Annotated in this window: 19 protein-coding genes and 1 tRNA gene; 9 read left to right on the top strand and 11 right to left on the bottom strand. The window is 67.1% G+C overall.

Going from position 1 to position 20,204, the window contains the following annotated elements; all coding sequences use genetic code 11:
• Together D7W81_RS44450 and D7W81_RS27650 are read right to left on the bottom strand one after the other, a co-directional pair.
• Positions 1–598: helix-turn-helix domain-containing protein (locus tag D7W81_RS44450; RefSeq protein WP_120558392.1), on the bottom strand; the 598-nt coding region annotated here is incomplete at its 3' end.
• Positions 599–821: 223 nt separating this feature from the next.
• Positions 822–2,996 carry a Kelch repeat-containing protein gene (locus D7W81_RS27650; RefSeq protein WP_158621701.1) on the bottom strand — a complete coding sequence of 725 codons (2,175 nt, stop codon included), beginning with the start codon at positions 2,994–2,996 and terminating at the stop codon, positions 822–824.
• Positions 2,997–3,284: 288 nt separating this feature from the next.
• On the opposite strand from D7W81_RS27650, the gene D7W81_RS27645 reads away from it, so the two are divergent.
• The 3 genes from D7W81_RS27645 to D7W81_RS27630 all read left to right on the top strand — a co-directional run bounded on the left by D7W81_RS27645 (position 3,285) and on the right by D7W81_RS27630 (position 5,266).
• Entirely contained in the window at positions 3,285–3,644 is a 360-nt protein-coding gene (locus D7W81_RS27645; RefSeq protein WP_120558389.1) for a hypothetical protein, read from the top strand.
• 247 nt (positions 3,645–3,891) lie between these two features.
• Positions 3,892–4,104: a hypothetical protein gene (locus D7W81_RS27635; RefSeq protein ID WP_120558388.1), complete on the top strand. Its 213-nt coding sequence runs from the start codon at positions 3,892–3,894 to the stop codon at positions 4,102–4,104.
• 295 nt (positions 4,105–4,399) lie between these two features.
• Positions 4,400–5,266, top strand: a complete 867-nt coding sequence (locus tag D7W81_RS27630; protein WP_120558387.1) for a hypothetical protein — start codon at positions 4,400–4,402, stop codon at positions 5,264–5,266.
• A 47-nt stretch (positions 5,267–5,313) separates the two neighbouring features.
• On the opposite strand, the gene D7W81_RS42500 is transcribed toward D7W81_RS27630, so the two are convergent.
• Together D7W81_RS42500 and D7W81_RS27625 are read right to left on the bottom strand one after the other, a co-directional pair.
• Positions 5,314–5,475, bottom strand: a complete 162-nt coding sequence (locus D7W81_RS42500; RefSeq protein WP_158621700.1) for a hypothetical protein — start codon at positions 5,473–5,475, stop codon at positions 5,314–5,316.
• Positions 5,476–5,656: 181 nt separating this feature from the next.
• Positions 5,657–7,774, bottom strand: coding sequence for an FG-GAP-like repeat-containing protein (locus tag D7W81_RS27625; RefSeq protein WP_158621699.1), 2,118 nt, complete (start codon positions 7,772–7,774; stop codon positions 5,657–5,659).
• Positions 7,775–8,809: 1,035 nt separating this feature from the next.
• On the opposite strand from D7W81_RS27625, the gene D7W81_RS27615 reads away from it, so the two are divergent.
• A complete protein-coding gene (locus tag D7W81_RS27615; RefSeq protein ID WP_158621698.1) occupies positions 8,810–9,733 on the top strand; it encodes a LysR family transcriptional regulator in 924 nt (307 codons plus the stop codon).
• 6 nt (positions 9,734–9,739) lie between these two features.
• On the opposite strand, the gene D7W81_RS44445 is transcribed toward D7W81_RS27615, so the two are convergent.
• The 7 genes from D7W81_RS44445 to D7W81_RS27580 form a co-directional block, all read right to left on the bottom strand.
• Entirely contained in the window at positions 9,740–9,910 is a 171-nt protein-coding gene (locus D7W81_RS44445; RefSeq protein WP_120558383.1) for a GMC oxidoreductase, read from the bottom strand.
• A gap of 105 nt (positions 9,911–10,015) precedes the next feature.
• Positions 10,016–11,815 (bottom strand): amidohydrolase, encoded by a 1,800-nt coding sequence (locus D7W81_RS27605; RefSeq protein ID WP_120558382.1) that lies wholly within the window; start codon positions 11,813–11,815, stop codon positions 10,016–10,018.
• Between the two features lie 906 nt (positions 11,816–12,721).
• Positions 12,722–12,907: a hypothetical protein gene (locus D7W81_RS27595; protein ID WP_120558380.1), complete on the bottom strand. Its 186-nt coding sequence runs from the start codon at positions 12,905–12,907 to the stop codon at positions 12,722–12,724.
• A gap of 446 nt (positions 12,908–13,353) precedes the next feature.
• Positions 13,354–13,920: a transposase gene (locus D7W81_RS43705; RefSeq protein ID WP_158621697.1), complete on the bottom strand. Its 567-nt coding sequence runs from the start codon at positions 13,918–13,920 to the stop codon at positions 13,354–13,356.
• 78 nt (positions 13,921–13,998) lie between these two features.
• Positions 13,999–14,247 (bottom strand): hypothetical protein, encoded by a 249-nt coding sequence (locus D7W81_RS27585; RefSeq protein ID WP_120558378.1) that lies wholly within the window; start codon positions 14,245–14,247, stop codon positions 13,999–14,001.
• 45 nt (positions 14,248–14,292) lie between these two features.
• A tRNA-Arg gene (locus D7W81_RS42495) sits at positions 14,293–14,436 on the bottom strand.
• 7 nt (positions 14,437–14,443) lie between these two features.
• Positions 14,444–14,935, bottom strand: coding sequence for a DUF4442 domain-containing protein (locus D7W81_RS27580; RefSeq protein WP_120558377.1), 492 nt, complete (start codon positions 14,933–14,935; stop codon positions 14,444–14,446).
• Positions 14,936–15,014: 79 nt separating this feature from the next.
• Between D7W81_RS27580 and D7W81_RS27575 the strand changes: the two genes are divergently transcribed.
• The 5 genes from D7W81_RS27575 (at position 15,015) to D7W81_RS27555 (ending at position 20,186) form a co-directional block, all read left to right on the top strand.
• On the top strand, positions 15,015–16,385 hold the full coding sequence (locus D7W81_RS27575) for a flavin monoamine oxidase family protein (protein ID WP_120558376.1): 1,371 nt from the start codon (positions 15,015–15,017) through the stop codon (positions 16,383–16,385).
• A 165-nt stretch (positions 16,386–16,550) separates the two neighbouring features.
• On the top strand, positions 16,551–17,114 hold the full coding sequence (gene dps, locus D7W81_RS27570; RefSeq protein WP_120558375.1) for a DNA starvation/stationary phase protection protein Dps: 564 nt from the start codon (positions 16,551–16,553) through the stop codon (positions 17,112–17,114).
• A 97-nt stretch (positions 17,115–17,211) separates the two neighbouring features.
• Positions 17,212–18,087 (top strand): SDR family oxidoreductase, encoded by an 876-nt coding sequence (locus tag D7W81_RS27565; RefSeq protein WP_120558374.1) that lies wholly within the window; start codon positions 17,212–17,214, stop codon positions 18,085–18,087.
• Positions 18,084–18,701, top strand: coding sequence for a glutathione S-transferase N-terminal domain-containing protein (locus D7W81_RS27560; RefSeq protein ID WP_120558373.1), 618 nt, complete (start codon positions 18,084–18,086; stop codon positions 18,699–18,701). The genes D7W81_RS27565 and D7W81_RS27560 overlap by 4 nt, the downstream gene beginning before the upstream one ends.
• An 18-nt stretch (positions 18,702–18,719) precedes the next feature.
• On the top strand, positions 18,720–20,186 hold the full coding sequence (locus tag D7W81_RS27555) for a protein adenylyltransferase SelO (RefSeq protein WP_120558391.1): 1,467 nt from the start codon (positions 18,720–18,722) through the stop codon (positions 20,184–20,186).
• The last annotated feature ends 18 nt before the right edge of the window (positions 20,187–20,204 follow it).

The following is a 20,204-nucleotide window of genomic DNA, read 5'->3' as shown; positions in this document are numbered from 1 at the left end:
ATTGCGTCCCAGCCACCCGCCCCCTCCACGATCTCGCGCCGTCATGCGGCTTCGTTGCGCCCCGGAGTCTACGGGGAGAATGCCCGGGCGATTTCCGCATACTGGGCCATCCGCGTTTTTCCAGCGTGAGCGTCTGGCCACGGAACGGCTGGAACCGCGGGGCGCGGGGGCTTTGCTCAGGCGGACTCGGGCGCGGGTCCCCGGGGCTCGTGGACGCACCGAACCCGGCCTTGTGTGCCGCCAGCGTGAGGCTTCCGCCCGCCGCGAACCGCCGGCGGACGTCGCGCAGGCGCTGCCAGGTCCGCAGCTGGCGCGGCGTGACGCCCAGCTCGGCCTGGAAGAGGTGCTGGAGCCGGGAGGGGGAGCCCCCCGTGCGCGCGGCCAGCGTGTCGAGCCGCCAGGGGACCCGCGGCTGACGGGAGCTCAACGCCGCCGCCTGCCTCCACACCTCACGCAGACGAACACGTCCAAGTCGAACGTCCTCCTGAGCAACTCTGCCCGGTCCACTCGCGGCGTCCTCTCCTTCATCCGCTCCTTCCCGACCGCTGCCTGGGGCGCCTCGCTCGCCTCCTCCGCACCTGCTTGAGGGAGCAGCCATGAAGCTCCCGGTAGAGCTTGATGGCGTTGATCATCTGCCCGGACTCGATCAACTCCGCGAGGCGCTGCCGCCCCACCTCCGGGGACCGGTCCGGTAGGGAGGCGGCTCCGAGGACTGCTCACGGTTGGAGGAGCGCAACCAGAGGCCGATGAGCGCCCCCCATGAACACCGCGATCACCAGCAACACGAGGAATGACGAGGACAGCCCCCGAGCATACAGATCTCAGTGGACGCAGGGTGTGTACAGCTCCGCCGTGCTGAAACTGGTGTCCCCACCGGAGAGGAGCACGTTTCCGGTATGCAGCAAGGTCGCCGTGTGATTCCCGCGAGGCTCGACCAGATAGCCGGTCGCGCGCCAGGTCCCCGACGTCGGGTCATACACCTCCGCTGTCGCGAGGTACCCGCCCGCGTTGATTCCCCCCGCGACGATGACCTTTCCATCAGGCAGCAACGTCGCCCTGTGCCCGTAACGCGGTCCCGTCATGGAGCCGGTCGCACTCCAGGTCCCCGAAACGGGGTCATAAATCTCAGCTGTCGCGAGGTAATCCCCACTGAATCCCCCAGCGACCAACACCTTGCCGTTGCGCAACAGCGTCGCCGTGTGTCCGGACCGAGCGGAGGTCATGGAGCCGGTGGCACTCCAGGAGCCCGAGGCGGGGTCATAGACCTCCGCCCTCGCGAGGTTGCTGATGAGGTTGTCTCCCCCCATGACCAGGACCTTCCCGTTGCGCAGCAGCGCCGCCGCGCCATCGCGATGAGCGTCGACCATCGAACCCGTCGTGCTCCACGTGCCCGAGAGCGGGTTGTACACCTCTGCTGTCGCGAGGAGCCCGCTGCTGTTCTGCCCGCCCATGACGAGGACCGTGCCGTCGTGGAGCAACGTCGCCATGTGGTCCAAACGCTCCGCGGTCATCGCGCCGGTCGTGCTCCACGTGCCTGAGAACGGGTTGTACACCTCCGCCTCGCGGAGGCCGAACTCAACAATGCCACTCCCCCCGGCGACGAGGACCTTGCCGTTGCGCAGCTGCGTCGCACTGTGCCTGTTGCGAGGTTGGGCCATGGAGCCGGTCGCGCGCCAACTGCCCGTGGCCGGGGTGTACACCTCCGCCGTCGCCACGGGTGGGGAGACATCGCCATCTCCCCCCGCGACGAGCACCGTGCCATTGCGCAGCAACGTCGCCGTGTGCCGACGTCGAGGTTCCGTCATGGAGCCCGTGGCGCTCCAGGTGCCCGCCAGAGGGCCGTAAACCTCCGCCGTCGCGAGGATCGGCTCCGCCGAATAGAATGAGAATCCCCCCGCGACGAGCACCTTGCCGTTGAGCAGCAGCGTCGCCGTGTGCTCGAAGCGAACTGCACTCATGGAGCCCAGGACGCTCCAGGTCCCCGACACTGTCTCATACAACTCCACCGACGCGAGGTTGGTGCTTCCGTTTCGCCCCCCGGTGACCATCACCTTGCCGCCAGGTAGCAATGTCGCTGTGTGCTCGTCACGAGCCGTCGCCATGGCTCCAGTGGCACTCCAGCTGCCGGAGGCCGGGTTGTACACCTCCGCCGTCGAGCGCGTGATGATGTTGGCGGCGCCTCCAGCGACGAGCACCCTGCCATTCGGCAGCAGCGTCGCCGTATGCGCCGCGCGAGCCTCGGTCATGGTGCCGGTCGCGCACCAGGTGCCGGAGGCGGGGTCGTAGATCTCCGCCGTCGCGAGCGCGTTGAGCACCTCCTGCCCGCCGGCGACGAGCACCTTGCCGCTGCCAAGCCTCGTCGCCGTGTGCAACCTGCGAGGGGAGGCCATGGAGCCGGTCGTGCTCCAGGTCCCCGAGGCGGGGTCGTACACCTCCGCCGTCGCGAGAGACCCTCCGGTATCGCCGAAGCCTCCCGAGACAAGGACCTTGCCGTTGAGCAACAGCGTCGCCGGGTGCAACCTGCGAGGGGCGGCCATGGATTCGGTGGTGCTCCAGGTCCCCGAGGCGGGGTTGTACACCTCCGCCGTCGCGAGATTTCCAAACCCCAGTCTGAATCCCCCGGCGACGAGGACCTTGCCGTCGGGCAGCAGCGTCGCGGAATGTCCATCGCGCGCCTCGGCCATGGTGCCCGTGGCACTCCAGATCCCCGAGGCTGGGTCGTACACCTCCGCCGTCGCGAGCGTATCGCGCGTGGAGCGCCCTCCGACGACGAGCACCCTGCCATCCAGCAGCCTCGTCGCCGTGTGGTACGCGCGCGGAGAAGACATGGACGCCGTCTGGCTCCAGCCGACGCAGGACTGCGCGTCTGGACACCCCTGGGCGGTGATCCGGTCCGAGGCTTCCGAGAGAAGGTCGGGGTCCGAGGGCTCAACAGAGCAGCCCGCCAGCAGCGACACTGCGAGCGCCAGCACCAGATGAATGAATGCTTTGTTCACGATACAGCCCCCCGCACAGGCATTCCGATTTCGGCGAGGAGACTGACGGCCATCCCAACGCTCCGCCATCACCCTGCGAACGGGAGGGAAGTGACGTCGCGGACATGTAACGCTTGTCCGACGTTCATGGACGTGAGACCCGGGGATTGGACTCACGAACAATGACAGTCAGTGACCTCGCCCTGGAGGACATCCGGGTCGCGCTTCGAGACAGGCGCTCGCATGGGACGCGAGGCGCACGTTGGGACGCGCAATTCGGCTGTGACCTCAATCGCTCCAGGACGTGCCATGACCTTCCGAAATCCGAAGCGCACCCGCTCCTCCGGCCTCATCACTCCAGCCTTGCTGTCCGTGGCACTGCTCGGCGAGCCGGGCATGGGCAAGACCACCACCCTCCAGCAGGAGCGGCAGGCCATCCAGGACCACTGCGCTCGCGTGGGCGCGCAGCTTCTCTGGCATGACCTTGCCGCGTTCGGGGATGAGGGGCAACTTGCGCGAGCCCTCTTCGAAGGAGAAGCCATCACGAAGTGGAAGGCCGGGGATGCTCCGCTCTACATCGTCCTGGACAGCTTCGATGAATGCCACCTGCGCATCGAGACGCTAAGCAAGGTGATCCTCCACGAGCTTCGCCACCTCCCCATTGATTGAGGGTGAGGGCTGGAGCGCAGGAGCCGAGGAGGGCCGCTGACGGGGCCGCCCGGGCAGTACGTCAGGCGGGTGGAGAAGCCTCTTGAGCCCCTTGGGATACACGTCGGCCCATGCCGCCTTCCCCGAACACGTCCAAGTCGAACGTCCTCCTGAGCAACTCTGCCCGGTCCACTCGCGGCGTCCTCTCCTTCATCCGCTCCTTCCTGACCGCTGCCTGGGGCGCCTCGCTCGCCTCCTCCGCACCTGCTTGAGGGAGCAGCAGTACGTCTGGGGCGGGCTGACGAAGATCCGGGCGTTCTCCCATGAGAAGCCTGTCGTCGTCTTCGAGCCCCCCACCGGGGCCCGCCTCTTCCACAACGGGGTGGAGGCCCAGGGCTTCGACAGGAACAACCTGCCTCCGGGCGTCGTCTATATCGCCTTCTACGGCAACCACTTCGCGGCGCTACGCCGGACGAGCTGAGCGGCGACTGCCCGTGGAGGTAGGCACCGGCAAGCGCCTGTCCGTAGGGAGCGAGCAAGTGTTCGTCCCCGCGTTCCGAGGTGAGGGATTCCGGCCCCCTGAGCCCGTGCACAGGGTTGAAGTTCCCCCCGGCGCTTCTTGGGGGCGCGCCCTCCTCGAACGCCGATAGCACCGGTATGTCCCGCGGTCGCCAGGCGGAGCCGATACCGGGGAGGCTCTCATGCGCTCAGTTGTATGCGGTTCCGCTGCCCATCCCCCCGGACGCCGCCTTCACCGGAGAATCCGTGGCCTCGGGTTGCTGCCCCTGGCGGTGACAGCGTTGATGATGTTGCCCGTGTTGCCTGCCTCCGCGCTCCCCGAAGGCAAGCACACGGTCGCGACGGCCTTCGACATGGATACGGCGTCCTACGTCGGGTATGACCAGGACAAGAAGGCCCACCACGTCGTCCTCAGCGGCCGTTGGCTCCCCGATGCCTGCGAGGGCAAGTTCTGCTGGCCGTCCAAGGACGGCGACATCGGCTCTGACGACGCCGTGCGCGTCAACTTCAGCAGCTCCGTCGACGTCAAGGCCATGAGGGTGAGGTTGTTCGATGCCTGCACCCACGAGACCTACAACCGCGACGAGACGGCCGACGTCATCAGTCACACCGACGTTGCCGTCAGGATTGACGACAAGGTTTTCAAGGACAAGTTCACGATGTCAGCGGGAGGGAAGACCGCCACCAGCGGGCTCTGCGGCACGGAGGACATGCCGACGGTGTCCGCTGAGGCCGGGACCCCATCGGGACCGGCCTCCAGCAAGCAGTGGTTCAACATGAAGGCGGCCCAGATCCACATCGATATGTGGTTCGTCCCGTTCGCCCCCGTCGCTGGACAGTGCCCGAGGCTCAAGATCAAGTCAGGCTACGCGCATACGTGGTCCAAGCAGGAGCTGACCTGGAGCGCCGGCCCCAGCCTCACTCCCAGCGCCAATCCGCTCTCGTTGGGGCTCGGAATGGGAGTGGCGACAAAGCCCAAGAATTGGGCTGAATGGCAGAACGAGGACGCGGACAAGGATCCGGATCTCATCACCAGGCCTTTGTGTGAATCCGCGCAGGTATCGGCTCCCCCCAAGCACCGCACCTGCGCGCCCAAGGGCGGCTCGACGGAGCATTGCCCCTGAAGGCGCGGCCCCGCGGAAGCGAAGGCCAGGGACGTGCGATGGCTGGCTCAGAAAGGGGCGCCGACGACGTCGACCTTCACCTTGCCGCTGTTGATGTTGACGACGAGCGTGCGGATGAGTTCCTGCCGCTGCTCCGGGGTGAGCTGGGACAGCAGCGGGCGCAGCTCCTCGCGCAGCCCGGCGGTGTCCACGGCCACCGTCGCGCGCATGGGCAGCGCCTCCGCGGTGGGCTGGCAGGCCTCCAGCTTTCGCAGGGCCTCCTCCAGTCGGGCCAGGCGCGTGCGCGTTTTTCGGTGCGCCGCGCGCGAGGCACGCGGCGCACCGATTCTCCTACCGAGACCGCGCTGAAGTCAGGGCACACCGCCCCATCGCGGTATCGCGGACAGCGACTCAGAGCCCGTTGGGGACCACGGTCACGGTGCCGGAGCCCCTGTTGGTCAGGATGAGATCGGCGTACCCATCCGCGTCCATGTCCGCGGTGGCGATGGCGTTGAGGCCAGGCGAGGCGCCGGTCGTGACGACGGTGCCCGAGGTGAAGCCTCCGTTGCCGTTGCCGGTCATCGGGCGGACGCCGCCCGAGGCCGTTGTAACGAGGATGTAGGCGTCGAGCTTGCCATCGCCGTTGAAGTCATCGGCCACGACGCCCAGCGCCGAGTTGGCGGCCGTATTGGCCGCGGCGGTTGACTGAACGCCGCTCGCGAAGGTGCCGTTGCCGTTCCCTCTGAAGTAGAAGAGGAACCGGCCGGCCGCGCCGTTCGAGAGGATGTCGAGCGTGCCGTCGCCGTTGGCGTCGCCGAAGGCGATGCCCGCTGTCTGGCCGCTGGCGGAATTGCTGTAGGCGACGGGTGCGGCGAACGTGCCGTCTCCCTGGTTGATGAGGACCGACAGGCGTGCGCTGGCGGGGCTCGTCACCACGATATCGGAGAAGCCATCGCTGTTCAGGTCACGGCAGGCGATGGTCGACTGCACGCCGCCGGTGTTCGGGATGCCGATGAATGTGGGCGCGCCGAAGCTGCCCGCGCCGGTGCCGAAGAGCACGCTCACCTGGCTCAGGGTCACGCTCGTCGTGGCGATGTCAGCCCCCCCGTCGTGATCGAAGTCCCCGGTGCAGAGGTGGACGGAGCCCGGAGTGCCGGTGGTGAAGCTCGTCGGCGCGCCGAAGGTCCCGGGCGCGCTCGGGCCCAGGTTCTTGTAGACGCTGATGCTTCCGTTGATGAGGAGCAGGTTGGTCTGGCCGTTGACGGTGACGGCGTCGAGCCACCCGTCGCCGTCCACGTCCACGGCCACGACCGCGTTGCTGGAGAGCGAGGCGCTCCCGTAGTTGACCTCCGACTGGACGCTGGCGTCGCCGTTCCCCAGGAAAACGGAGAGCGAGCCAGAGGGGAACAGGATCGCCCCGGATTCGGCGTTGGCCACCAGGATGTCGAGCTTGCCGTCGCCATTCACATCGGCGACCGCCGGGGCCAGCGGGTTGTGGTTCGCGGGGGAGCTGACCGGCGTGCCGGGGACCTGGCCGGTGGGGGCGATCTGGCAGGTGGCGTTCGAGCAGATCTGGCCCGTCGAGCACACGATGCCGCAGGCGCCGCAGCTATCGGCGTCGCTCTGGAGGTTCACCTCGCAGCCGTCGGACGAGTTCCCGTTGCAGTCCCCGAGGGTGCCGGAGCAAGCCTGGCAGTTGGCCCCCTCGTAGGTGGGAGCGCACTTGCAGGTGTAGCTATTGATGCCATCGATGCAGGTGCCACCGTTCAGGCAGGGGTTTGCGGCGCACTCGTTGACGTTGGTGCAGGTCACGCCGTCGCCCTCGTACCCCGCGTTGCAGGCGCAGGTGAAGGAGCCCACGGTGTTGGTGCAGGTGGCGTTTTCGTTGCAGTTGTCGGCACCGGCGGTGCACTCGTCGATGTCGGTGCAGGTCACGCCGTCGCCCTCGTACCCCGCATTGCAGGCACAGGTGAAGGAGCCCACGGTGTTGGTGCAGGTGGCGTTTTCGTTGCAGTTGTCGGTACCGGCGGCGCACTCGTTGATGTCGCCGCAGGTCACGCCGTCGCCCTCGTACCCCGCATTGCAGGCGCAGGTGAAGGAGCCCACGGTGTTGGTGCAGGTGGCGTTTTCGTTGCAGTTGTCGGTACCGGCGGCGCACTCGTTGACGTCGCCGCAGGTGCCGCTCTGGCACGTGAGGCCGTCGCAACAGGGGACCGTGGCGTCGCACGGCGCGTTCACGGACAGGCAGCCCTGGCCGCTGCACGTCGGGTCGTAGAGCGACGAGGTCGGGTCGAGGCTGGTGACGTAGTCGCCGTCGTGAGCGCTGTGAGCGTTGATACACGCCTGCTCGCTAACACGGACGATCGTGTAGGGATGCTTCGTCGAACTGGTCTTGTGGCAGAGCTGGACCTTCCCGTTGACCTCGAAGTAATCGCACTGCCCGGCGGTGAGGGCGGAGTCGGCCGTACCGACGTGCGCGTCATTGTCTCCGACGGAGATCGGGCTGCAACCGCCGATGAGGCCGAGCAAACCGGCCCCCGTCAGCATGACAAGGAGAGAAAGTGAGTTGTGTTTCATTGGAGTTCCGAAAAAAAGGACACCACGGCCTCGCGACGGTTTGCGTGGAGGCCACAGGTGTCTCGTTGGACTGTTTCCGTTGGTGCCTCTTGACTGCTTTTCCCTGCCAACGGCTGGATCTCTGCCGATACGGCACAATGACTGTCTTTTGCGCACGACGCCTTTCGTACAGGCGTCAGCGCAACCCCACTACCTTCGACGGAGTCGGAGGCTCAGTGCCATTGGTGCTTGTCGTCTTCTGGTTTCCCCACGACTTCGAGTTCCTCAGGCTCACTGGCTCTTCGTGTGCGTCAGTTTTGCGCCCAGGGTGAACAAATGGATCGTACGCCTGCTCTTTTTTGGAGCCTGTCCTTCCGAAGTGCGGTTCATAGGCCCGCCGCCGATTGCTCCATTAGATTTTTGGCGTATTGACAGCGCCCTGAAAATGTGACCGGAAGTGAAGGTCGCGGCGGTGACAGCTCCTTCCAACTCACTCGCCAGTTGAGGCATCCCCTCAGAAGAGGCCGAAGCTCTCGCGGAAGATGGGTTGTTCGCAGACACGCTGAGCGAAGCACTCGGGCAGAGGACGTAGCCGGTGCTCGGTATCGGCGATGCGCACAAACGGCAGGCCCAGGCCAAACCCTTTCAGCTTGCTGGGCTCTTCATGCTGGAGGCGGCGGGATTCGAACCCGCCGCTCTGAGCTTCTGGCGAGAGCGCTCCGTCTGGGTCGAGCGCAGGTCCCATAGGACTTCCAGGCACGGCATTTTGAGAGCGGGCTTGGCGAAGTTCCGTGGGTGCCCACCGGTAGCGTGTGCCCTGGCGAGGTGTGGCTGGGGAGGGACTGGTGAAGGAGCGCGGGTGGGAGTATCGGCGCAGGCGGCCGGAGGGGACGGTGCTGTATGAGGCGGTGAGGGATAACCTCGCCACGCTGCTGGCGGAGGCAGGCGAGCTGAGGCGCGGACTGCCCCTTAGGTGCCGCTAGCATGCCTTTTGGTTATGCTGCGATCATGGAACTCAGACACGTGAGGTATTTCGCGGCGGTTGCCGAGCAGCTCAGCGTGACCCGCGCGGCGCAACTGCTTCATATTTCTCAACCTGCGCTCAGTCGGCAAATCCGCGACTTGGAGGAGGAGCTCGGAGTCGATCTCCTCGAGCGATATCCCAATTCCATCGCTCTGACGGAAGCGGGCAAGGTGTTTCTCGCCGAATGCAAGGTCATCCTTCGTCGGGTCGAAGACGCCGTCGAGAAGGTGCGACGGAAATCGCCTTCGCATCGGTCCATCCTGAGGATCGGATTCGCCGCCACGCCGGCCGTGGAAATCCTGAAGCAAGCGATGCGGGTTTTCCACAAGCAGCATCCCTCGATCCAGATCGAGCTAAAAGACCTGTCGAGCAACGGGATCGTCCGCGGCGTGAGGGATCTGAAGCTGGATCTCGGAATCACCATCGGCGTCGCCCCCCAGTCATTCGAGGGGCTGGCGATGAAAGAGCTCGGAAGCTACGGCGTCACCGTGGCTTTCCCCAAAGAGCACCGTTTCGCGAAGCTGAAGCAAGTGCCGTTGGCCGAAGTCGCGAAGGAAGGGCTGATCACCTTCACGAAGAGCGAGCACCCGGAGGCTCATTCGGCGATCCGGAAGATCCTCTCCGGGTTCACCGAGGAGCCGAACATCGTGATGGAGTGCGACGGGATCTCCAGTCTCTTCGCGGCCGTCGAGTCCGGCAAAGGCGTCGCGATCGGCTTCGAGACGATGGCTAAGCTCGCGGGCAGCCGGCTCAACTTCCGTCCGGTGCTGCCGGCCCCGCCCAGGCTGCCCGTCGTGGTGATCTACGATCAAGCCAAGCTGTCCTCGGCAGGGAACGACTTCCTGGCCATCCTGGCCGCCGTGAAGCTGAAGTCGCTTCGTCCGGCGGCGGGCCTGCTCATCGTCTGACGCCTCTCATCGGAACAGCTCGTGGGCGAGCTTCTCGGCCAACATGATCGTGGTCAGATTGGTAGGAACCGACGGGATCGCCGGAATGATCGACGAATCGATGACCCGTAGGCCTTCCACGGCCCGAACCTGTCCCCATCGATCCACGACCGGGGTCGGATCGCTCTCCGCGCCCATCGGCGGGCCAGGACGGCCCCCGCCGACCCAGCGCCCACGATGATCACGTCCGCTCCGGCGGCTCCATGCGCTTTGTTCACGCTTTGGCCCATGGGTTTCAGCTCGTCATTTCGCGCCATAGTAGCCGCCGAAGTACTTGATCGGGGACCACGTCGGGATGATCTTCGGCAGTTCCGGAGCGAGTTTGCTGTATTTGCCCGCACCGAACACGACCTTCCCGTCCACGACTGTCATCACGGAAGTGATATGCTGGATCTCCTCTTCCGGCACCGAGAAGTAGTCGGTGCTCAGCAGCGCGAAGTCCGCTAGGTTGCCCGGCGCGATCCTCCCGCTCTCGTTCTCGGTCTTGGTGAACCACGCGGCACCCAAAGTATAGAGTTTGAGCGCCTCTTCCCGGCTCAGGCGGTTGTCCTTGGCCAGGATCTCCGAGCCCGACACCGACTTGCCGGTGACCATCCACTGGATAGCCACCCACGGGTTGTAAGAAGAAGCCCTGAATCCGTCGGTGGTCATGGCCAGCGGGATCCCGCTGTCGACGAGCTGACGCAAGCGAGGCGTCTGCAGGGCCACCTCGCGGCCGTGGGTCTTGATGAAGCCGTCTCCGTGGAGCGCCATCTTGTCGTCCAGCGCGATTCCGCCGCCCAGTTTCTTGATCCTTTCGATGTTTTTCGGGCTGATCGTTTCGGCGTGCTCGATGCTCCACCGCAGGCCGTCGAAAGGCGTTTTCTTGTTCAGCGCTTCCAGAGCATCCAGGAATGGAGAGATGTTCTCGTCGTAGCTGATATGCATCCGGAACGGGCTTCGCCGCTTCACCAGCTTGCCCACGTCCTCTTCGACGGTCTTTCGCATGAATTCCCGATCGATCACCACAGCCGGCCGGTCGAAGTTCTCATGGTCGTGGAGTTGGGCGTTCAGCACTTCTCCGTTGGTTTGGTATTCGTGACCATGCGCCAGGGTCGGGTGCGTGTTGTCCCCGGGGCTGGTCGGAGACTTCTTGGTGATGGCATCGATCTCGGCGTCCACCATCGAAGCGCCGGGCTCGACGAGCTGGAGATCCATGTAAGGGAAACGAACGTTCAAACGCTGATCCCTGATCAGGGCTTCGATGGGCTTGTGCCCTTCCGGGTAGGGGATGATGCTGCCGGACTCCAGCGCCGATACCACTCCGAACCGGTTCAAGTCGTTGATCGCGTAGGCGAGCGAGTTCACCTTCTCCGCGAAGGAAGGCAACGGGACCACCGCTTCGAGCGCCACGAAGGTCCAGGTGAACCCTCGCACGACGCCGGTGTACTTGCCTTGTATGTCTTTCTCGAATTCCGTGCCGGGCGGCATCTGGAGCTTGGGGGTTCCCACGCCGATCTCCTTCATCGCCAACTCGTTCAAGAACGCCTGGTTGTAGGCGTATTGAACGATGTACGGCCGGTCAGGTACCGCGGCGTTCAGCTCCTCCAAGGTCGGGAACCGGTTCTCCTTGAACTGATACGGCGACCACCCCCCGATCACCTTGACCCATTGGCCCTTGGGCGTTCTTTTGGCCTGTTCCTTCAACATCTCGAGGGCGCGGCTCAAGGTGGGAACCCCGTCCCACCTCACGTTGTAGTTGTAGTTGTTCTCATTCAGCACGTGGACGTGGGCATCATTGATGCCCGGGATCAGGCGATGCCCCTCCGCATCGATCAGTTTGGTTTTGCTGTTCTTGAGGGCGAGGATCTCGGCGTCGTCGCCCACTGCGTAGATCCGCCCTCTTTTGATCGCGACCGCGGAAGCCGCCGGCTGCGCCAGGTGCTGAGTGGTGATCTTCGCGTTGAAAACAATCAGATCGGCCCCGGGACGAAGCTCGTCTCCACGCGCATGGAGGCCGACGAGCAACAGGTGCGAGAGAGCCAGGAGTCGGAGTGCAGACATGGAGTCCTTTTTCACGGCAGTGGGTTGCATTGGGAGGCCAGCAGAGGGCCAAGTGATCTGCCTTGGGTGAGAGTCTCGTACGGAAGAAAATCCCGGAACAATACTTGCTCGTAGGGACTAGCATGCCTATCGGGCATGCCTCGTGGGGACTGCCCTGGTCCGAGAACCGCGCCTGAATGTCTTCCTCGGTTCAGAGCTGTTCAGCCGCAGCGAGCGCGGGTCGAAGTTGGTCAACCCCACCGAAGTCCAGACGCCGTCCACGATCATCGTCTTGACGTGGTACATGGCCGGCTCCCTCAAGCGGGGACAGAGCCGAAGCCGGAAGAGGCAAGTGAGCCGCCTTTAGCAGCGACGAGGCAGGAGCCGACCCAAGAGCGCACGCCGCGGCTTACTTGGGCCGGGTTGCTGCGCAGGAGCTTCGCGCTTGACGTGTTCGCCTGCGGCAGGTGTGGAGGCAGGCGCCGGGTGCTGGCGTATCTGACGGCTCCCGGTGGGGTGCGTGCCATCCTGAAGCACCTGGGACTGCCCACGCTGCCTGGGAGACTGGCTCCAGCACGGGGGCCACGCCAGAACGCGTGGTGTTGAGTCTGCAGCAGCAGTGGCCCGTCGCCTGCCGCCTCCTCATCCTTCTTATGCGCTCCGGATTTGGTCCAAATTGGGTCCTACAAGAACCGATTGGTCCCGAAATATAAGCCCCGCTCTCTTCTTCAGAGGGAACTCGCTTGAGAGCGGCGGATTGCTCGGCGTGGAAGCGGCGGCAATCGAACCCGCTGCTACTCGAACACGCCGATGCCCGGGTCGTTGCCACCGGTCTTCGCGGGCTTCGTGGGCCGGGGCGGTGCGCACCGGATCCAGCCCCACGTTCACGTGCTGCTCCGACGTGTGCGCGAGCCGGCTGTACCGGGCTCAGCGACCTGGCATGACCGGCGCCATCGCGAGGTAGAAAAAGAGGACGCACCAGATCACGAATTCGAGGAACGAGGCCCGGATTGCGACGCTGGCCACGGTGCTCCACCGCGAACCGATTCTCTTGGCCGCGACGATCGCAAAACCTCCCGCCAGCCAGCCGCCGAGCAGGAGGACGAGCGGCACAAGGACCGCCGCTGGCTCGATGGGGGGACCGTCCAGGTCAACATCGCGGCCACCGGAGCGACGAAGGGGGCCAACGCGCACAGCATCACCGAGACCGGGACACGTGGCGCCGACGGCGTCTTCCGCGGAGGATGCGGCAGCACCTTCGCCGCCAGTGGCTGACCCGCGACGAACCGCGTCGCGCAATGCGAGCAGCTGACCTCTTCACCTTGCTCGCCGACGGTCGATTGAAGGCACAGAGGGCAAATGACCATGGCCGATTGAGGTGACCGCAGTCGAACCCTCGTCCTACTCGAATACACCGATGCCCGGGTGCGCATAGGCGGGATAAAGGCCATGTTGAGGGTGAGGGCTGGAGCGCAGGAGCCGAGGAGGGCCGCTGACGGGGCCGCCCGGGCAGTACGCCAGGCGGGTGGAGAAGCCGCTGGAGCCCCTTGGGATACACGTCAGCCCAGGCCGCCTTCCCATGAGGTGCGCGGCAGGGGCCTGGTTCTCTTGGCTGGGGCGGCTTGAGCCTCAACACCACGCACTCTGGGGGGCCCTCGCGCCGGGGCCAGCCTCGCACCTGCCGGGCCCAGGCCCAGGTGCTCCAGAATCGCTCGCACTCCACCCCCTCCCTGCACAGACGCCAGCACCCGCCGCCTGCCTCCACACCTCACGCAGACGAACACGTCCAAGTCGAACGTCCTCCTGAGCAACTCTGCCCAGTCCACTCGCGGCGTCCTCTGCTTCATCCGCTCCTTCCTGACCGCTGCCTGGGGCGCCTCGCTCGCCTCCTCCGCACCTGCTTGAGGGACCAGAAATGGCCGCAGTTGCGCGCCTGGAGCGAAGACGCCGTGGAACCTCGTGAGGTTTGTCCGAGGCGGAGGTACCAGGGACGCTACACGCCGTAACAGTTCCAGCCCGGTGAAGAGCAGGTGCGTGGTGCCGTCCGGCAGCGGGCGCTTCATGCGGTAGGCGATGCGGCCGTCCTCCGCTCGTGACAGCCGCTCCAGCGCCAGCGCACCGCGCACCCCCTCCACCAGGTGCGCCGCGGTGACGTGCGCCCGCTTCGCGTTGCAGGAGGGACACACCCCTCGCCCCTTGCACGATTAGGCGACGAGCAGCTCGTCCTTGCAACTCTCGCAGCGCACCCGCGAGAAGCCGTGTGCCAGCACTCCGCACTCCAGGTACCGGGCAAAGTCCCGCTCCACGTATCGGGGCAGGCCGCACCCCGCCTCGCTCGCCTCCTCCAGCAGCGTGGCCAGGTTCTCCCTCACCGCCTCGTACAGCACCGTCCCCTCCGGCTGCCTGCGCCGGTACTCCCGCCCGCGCTCCTCCACCTGCCCCTCCCCAGCCACACCTCGCCAGGGCTCATGCTACGGAGGGGCTCCCACGGGTTTGAGTGGAGCCCCTGACTGCTCGGGGGTTCGAGGCGCGACCGAGACAGCGCTTCAGGAGGGGCAAACTCGGTACCAAACGGGTACCAAATCCAGCGAACCTGCGGTTTAGGAAACCGCCGCTCTATCCAACCGAGCTACGGGGTAGGCGCGGTCGCTACCCGCGCTTGAAGACGGCCAGGAAGCGTGACTCCGCGACGCACTGGCCGTCGGTGCCCAACAGGCGCACCGGAATCCACGCCTCCGCCTTGTCGCCCGTCGCGCGCAACTCCGACGCGAGCTTCGCGAGCAGCTCCTCCGGGGGCTCGCACACCGCGCTCACCGCCGTCTTCGCCTTCGCGTGGAAGGCGACCTCCATGCGGTTGACCAGCATCTTGTACTGGCCGGGCGGAAAGCGGCGGAAGAGCATCACACCCATCGTCAGCTCCATCACCGTCACCTGGGCGCCCAGGTACACGCTGCCCACGTGGTTCTTCGTCTTGCGGTCCAGCGGCACCGTCGCCTTCACGCGCGCGTCCGTCACCTCGTCGATGCGGTAGCCCATGGCCGCCGCCAGCGGGACGATGTTCTTCACCGCGAGCGTCGTCAGCGCGTTCGCCATGCCCGGCGCCACCTGCCGCACCTTCTCCACCATTTCCAACGCGAACATCCGGTCCTCCACCCTTCCCATCTGACGTCCGGCGCGCATCCTAGCCACCCGCCGCTTCCGGCATAGAGTCCGCGGCCCTATGGGTGAAAGCGTGGACGTGGTCGTCATCGGCGCGGGCGTCGCGGGGCTCACCGCGGCCCGGGACATCGCCCGCACCGGCGCCACCGTCGCCGTGCTGGAGGCGAGGGACCGCGTGGGTGGCCGCACCCTCACCCGCGACCTGGGCGGCGGGCTCGTGGACCTGGGAGGCCAGTGGGTGGGCCCCCGGCAGCGCCACGTGCTCAAGCTCGCGGACACCCTGGGGCTCCAGCGCTTCGCCCAGCACCACCAGGGCTCCAAGGTGCTGGAGGTGCGCGGCGAGCGCCGCACATACCAGGGCAAGGTCCCGTCCCTGCCCCTCCTGTCGCTGCTGGATTTGCAGCGCGTCGTCTGGAAGCTGGATGGTCTGGCGAAGCGCGTCCCCCGCGAACAGCCCTCCGCCGCGCCCAAGGCCGCCGAGTGGGACGCCCTCACCGTGGAGGAATGGAAGCAGCGCCACGTGCCCACCTGGGGCGCGAGAGCCGCGCTGGACATCGCCACCCGCGCGGTGTTCGCGGCGGAGCCCTCCGAGCTGTCCTTCCTGCACTTCCTCTCCTACGTGCACTCCAACGGCGGCCTCATGCCGCTGACCGAGATTGAAGGCGGCGCCCAGGCCGAGCGCTTCGTGGGCGGCGCGCAATCCCTCTCACGAAGGCTGGCGGAAGCGCTTCCTCCGGACCACGTCATCCTCTCCGCGCCCGTGAAGGCCCTGCTCCAGGATGCCCGCGGCGTCACCGCCACCACGGAGGACGGCCGCACCTTCCGCGCGCGCTACGCGGTGGTGGCCACGCCGCCCGCGCTCGCGGAGCGCATCGACTTCGGCGCGGACCTGCCCTCGGGCCGCCGCCGTGCGCACGCGGACATCCCCATGGGCAGCGTCATCAAGGTCGTGGCCACCTACGCCACGGCCTTCTGGCGCGAAGCAGGCCTGTCCGGCGAGGCCGTCAGCGACGTGGGCCCGGTGCGCCTGTGCTTCGACGACTGCGGGCCCCAGGGCCATCACCCCGCGCTCGTGGGCTTCTTCCTGGGCGACACCGCCCGCGCGTGGACCGGCCGCCCCGCCGAGGAAATCCACCGCGCGGCGCTGACGGACTTCGCGCGCTTCTTCGGCCCCCAGGCCCTCACGCCCGTGGCCATCGCGGCGCTGGACTGGAAGCAGGAGGCGTTCAGCGCCGGCTGCTACGTGGGCCTGCCCCGCCCCGGCACGCTCACTGCCATTGGCGACGCGCTGCGGGCTCCGTGCGGGCGCGTGCACTGGGCCGGCACCGAGACGGCCATCGAGGGCTGCGGCTACCTGGACGGCGCGGTGGAGTCCGGCGAGCGCGCCGCCACGGAGGTCGCCGCCCGGCTGACCGCCCCCGGCGCTGTCTGAAGGTCCGGTGCCCCCCGGCCGCCTGCCCTGCGAGCCAGCCGTGCAGCCAGGCGGCATGTGCCGCGCCATGGCCAAGGGCCCGCCCCATCCCCACTCTGTGGGAAGCGCCGAGACGTCATGCCGACGGCCTGCCGCGCGCAACCCACCCAACGAGGGACCAGGACCATGTACACGACCAGCCACGTGAACCTTCCCCAGGACGCGCGCGAAGAGCTCATCGACATGCTCAACACGCTGCTCGCCAACGCCATCGACTTGCACTGGCAGGTGAAGCAGGCCCACTGGAACATCCGTGGCACGCACTTCTACAGCCGCCACCTGCTCTTCGACGAAGTGGCCAAGCACGCGCGCAAGCACGCGGACTCCTACGCGGAGCGCGCGGGCGCGCTGGGCGGCTACGCCCAGGGCACCATCCGCCTGGCCACCAACAACAGCCAGCTGCCCGAATACGACCTGCAGGCCGTGGACGGAGAGACGCACATCCGCGCGCTCGTGGAGCGCGTGGGCCGCTACGCCGCCAGCCTCCGCGACGGCATCACCAAGTCGGATGACGTGAACGACCCCGTCACCGCGGACATCCTCACCCAGACCCTGGGCGAGACCGAAGAGGACCTCTGGTTCCTGGAGAGCCACCTCAACGGCGACGCGCGCGCGGGGGCCACCCTGCCCCCCAAGGGCGGCAACCGCCGGGGCCGCCAGGCCGAGGACATCAGCCAGGTCAGCACCTGACACACCCCGCATCCCCGCATCCCCGGGCAGGTTCTCCTGCGCGGGGACGGCGGGGGGCGTATAGAACGCGTCCCCGGATTCCAGGAGGACGCGTCCCATGGCGGCAGAACCTCGTGAAGACCGTCTCGACGGCAAGGTGTGCCTCATCACCGGGGCCACCGGTGGCATCGGCCAGGAGACGGCGAAGGCGCTGGCGCGGCGGGGGGCCACGCTGGTGCTGTCCGGAAGGGATGAGGCCCGCACGGCGGCCACGGTCGCCGCGGTGCGCGAGGCCGCCCCCGGCGCGCAGGTGGAGTCGCTGCTCGCGGACCTGTCTTCGCTCCAGTCCGTGCGCGACCTGGCCCAGGCGTTCAGGGCCCGCCATCAACGGCTGGACGTGCTCCTCAACAACGCGGGGCTCATCATCGACCGGCGCCAGGTGACGGTGGACGGCAATGAGGCCACGTTCGCCACCAACCACCTGTCCCACTTCCTCCTCACGCACCTCTTGCGCGACCTGCTGGTGGCGAGCGGACCGGCGCGCATCATCAACGTGTCCTCCGAAGGCCACCGGTTCGCGCACGCGGACTTCCTGGATGATCCGCAGACGGCGAACCGCCGCTACGACGGCATCCGCGTCTACGGCAACGCCAAGCTCAGCAACATCCTCTTCTCGCGCGGGCTGACGAAGCGGCTGGCCGGCACGCAGGTCACCGCGAACGCGCTGCACCCCGGCGCGGTGGCCACGGGCTTCGGTCACAACAGCCAGGGCTTCTTCAAGCACCTCATCAAGCTGGCCTCGCCCTTCATGCTCTCCCCGGAGAAGGGCGCGCGGACGTCCATCTACCTGGCGTCGTCGCCGGAGGTGGCGGGCGTGAGCGGCGAGTACTTCATCAAATGCCGCAAGGCGAAGCCGTCGTCCGCCGCCCGGGATGACGCGCTCGCGGAGCGGCTCTGGCAGGTGAGCGAACAGCTCACCGGAGTGAAGGCATGATCGACCTGTACACCTTCAAGACCCCCAACGGCCGCAAGATCTCCATCGCCCTGGAGGAGCTGGGCATCCCGTACAAGACGCACGCGGTGGACATCTCCCAGGGGGACCAGTTCAAGCCCGAGTTCCTGGCCATCAATCCCAACAACAAGATTCCGGCCATCGTGGACCACGCCGCGCCGGGAGGCCGGCCCCTGGCCCTCTTCGAGTCCGGCGCCATCCTGCTGTACCTGGCGGAGAAGACGGGCTCGCTGATGCCCACGGATGCACGCGGCAAGGCGGAGGTGACGCAGTGGCTGATGTTCCAGATGAGCGGCCTGGGCCCCATCCTGGGCCAGCTCAACCACTTCGGCCGCTTCGCCTCCACCAAGGTCCCGTATGCCATTGAGCGCTTCGAGACGGAGGCGAAGCGCATCCTGGGCGTGGTGGACCGGCAGCTGGCGTCGCGGGACTACCTGGCCACCACGTACTCCATCGCGGACATCGCCACGTACCCGTGGCTGAAGACCTCGCGGGACTTCTTCCCGGACCTCTTCAACGACACGCACAACATCACCCAGTACCTGCACCGCGTGGGCAGCCGTCCCGCGGTCCAGCGGGGCATGCACATCCCCTGACGTTTGTTCATCCAGACCATGGCCTCGCTCGAACAGCTCGTCTTCGACAATTCCTATGCCCGCCTGCCCCCCGGGTTCGCCGCCCGGGTGGCCCCCGCGCCCTTCCCGGACGCGCGCGTCGTGAGCGTGAACCCGGCGGGCTTGAGGCTGCTGGGCTTGGACGCCGGGGAGGCCACGCGCCCGGAGTTCGCGCGCGTGTTCGGCGGGGCCACGCCGCTGCCCGGCATGGAGCCCCTGGCCATGGTCTACGCGGGGCACCAGTTCGGCGTGTACGTGCCGCGCCTGGGAGACGGCCGCGCGTTGCTCCTGGGCGAGGTCCGCGCCCCGGACGGCGGCAGGTGGGACCTGCACCTGAAGGGCGGCGGGCCCACGCCCTTCTCGCGCGGCGGTGACGGACGCGCGGTGCTGCGCTCCACCGTGCGCGAGTACCTGGCCGGCGAGGCCCTGCACGCGCTGGGCATCCCCACCACCCGCGCCCTGTGCATCCTGGGCAGCGGGACGCCGGTGTACCGCGAGCAGGTGGAGACCGGCGCCATGCTGGTGCGCCTGGCCCCGTCACACGTGCGCTTCGGCACCTTCGAGTACTTCCACCACACCGAGCAGCCGGGCCACGTGGCCACGCTCGCGGACCACGTCATCGCCGCGCACTTCCCGCACCTCGCGGGCCAGGAGGGGCGCCATGCGCGCTTCTTCGCGGAGGTGGTGGAGCGCACCGCCGACCTCGTCGCGCGCTGGCAGGCGGTGGGCTTCGCGCACGGCGTGATGAACACCGACAACATGTCCATCCTGGGGCTCACGCTGGACTACGGCCCCTATGGGTTCCTGGACGACTTCGACCCCGGCTTCATCTGCAACCATTCGGATGACAGCGGCCGCTACGCGTTCGACCAGCAGCCGCGCGTCGCGCTGTGGAACCTGGCCTGCCTGGGTGAAGCGCTGCTCACGCTCATCAGCGAGGACGAGGCGCGCGCCTCCCTGACCCTCTTCCAGCCCACGTTCGCCCGCCACTTCCTCGCGCGCATGCGCGAGAAGCTGGGCCTGACGGAAGGCCGCGACGAGGACCGCGAGCTCGTGCAGGACCTGTTCGGGCTGATGGCCGGCTCGCACGTGGACTACACGCGCTTCTTCCGCGCGCTGAACCGCTTCGACTCCAGTCCGGAGGCGCGCAACGACGCCTTGCGCGACCACTTCCTGCCGCCAGGGGGCTTCGACACCTGGGCCGCGCGCTACCGGGCGCGGCTGGAGTCCGAAGGCAGCGTGGACGGCGAACGCCACGCGCGCCTGGACCGCGTCAACCCGAAGTACGTCCTGCGCAACTGGGTGGCGCAACAGGCCATCGCCCGCGCACAGGAGGGGGACTTCGCGGAGGTGGACCGTGTGCTCGCGCTGATGTCCGCGCCCTTCGACGAACACCCCGGCCAGGAGGCCTACGCGGAATCCCCTCCCACGTGGGGACGGCACCTCGTGGTGAGCTGCAGCTCCTGAGGCGCCGACGGGCGGGTG

The organism is Corallococcus aberystwythensis, from assembly GCF_003612165.1.
Classification (GTDB): Bacteria; Myxococcota; Myxococcia; order Myxococcales; family Myxococcaceae; genus Corallococcus; species Corallococcus aberystwythensis.
The sequence above is the reverse complement of the archived record's forward strand: the minus strand, read 5'-3'. Positions and strand labels throughout refer to the sequence as shown.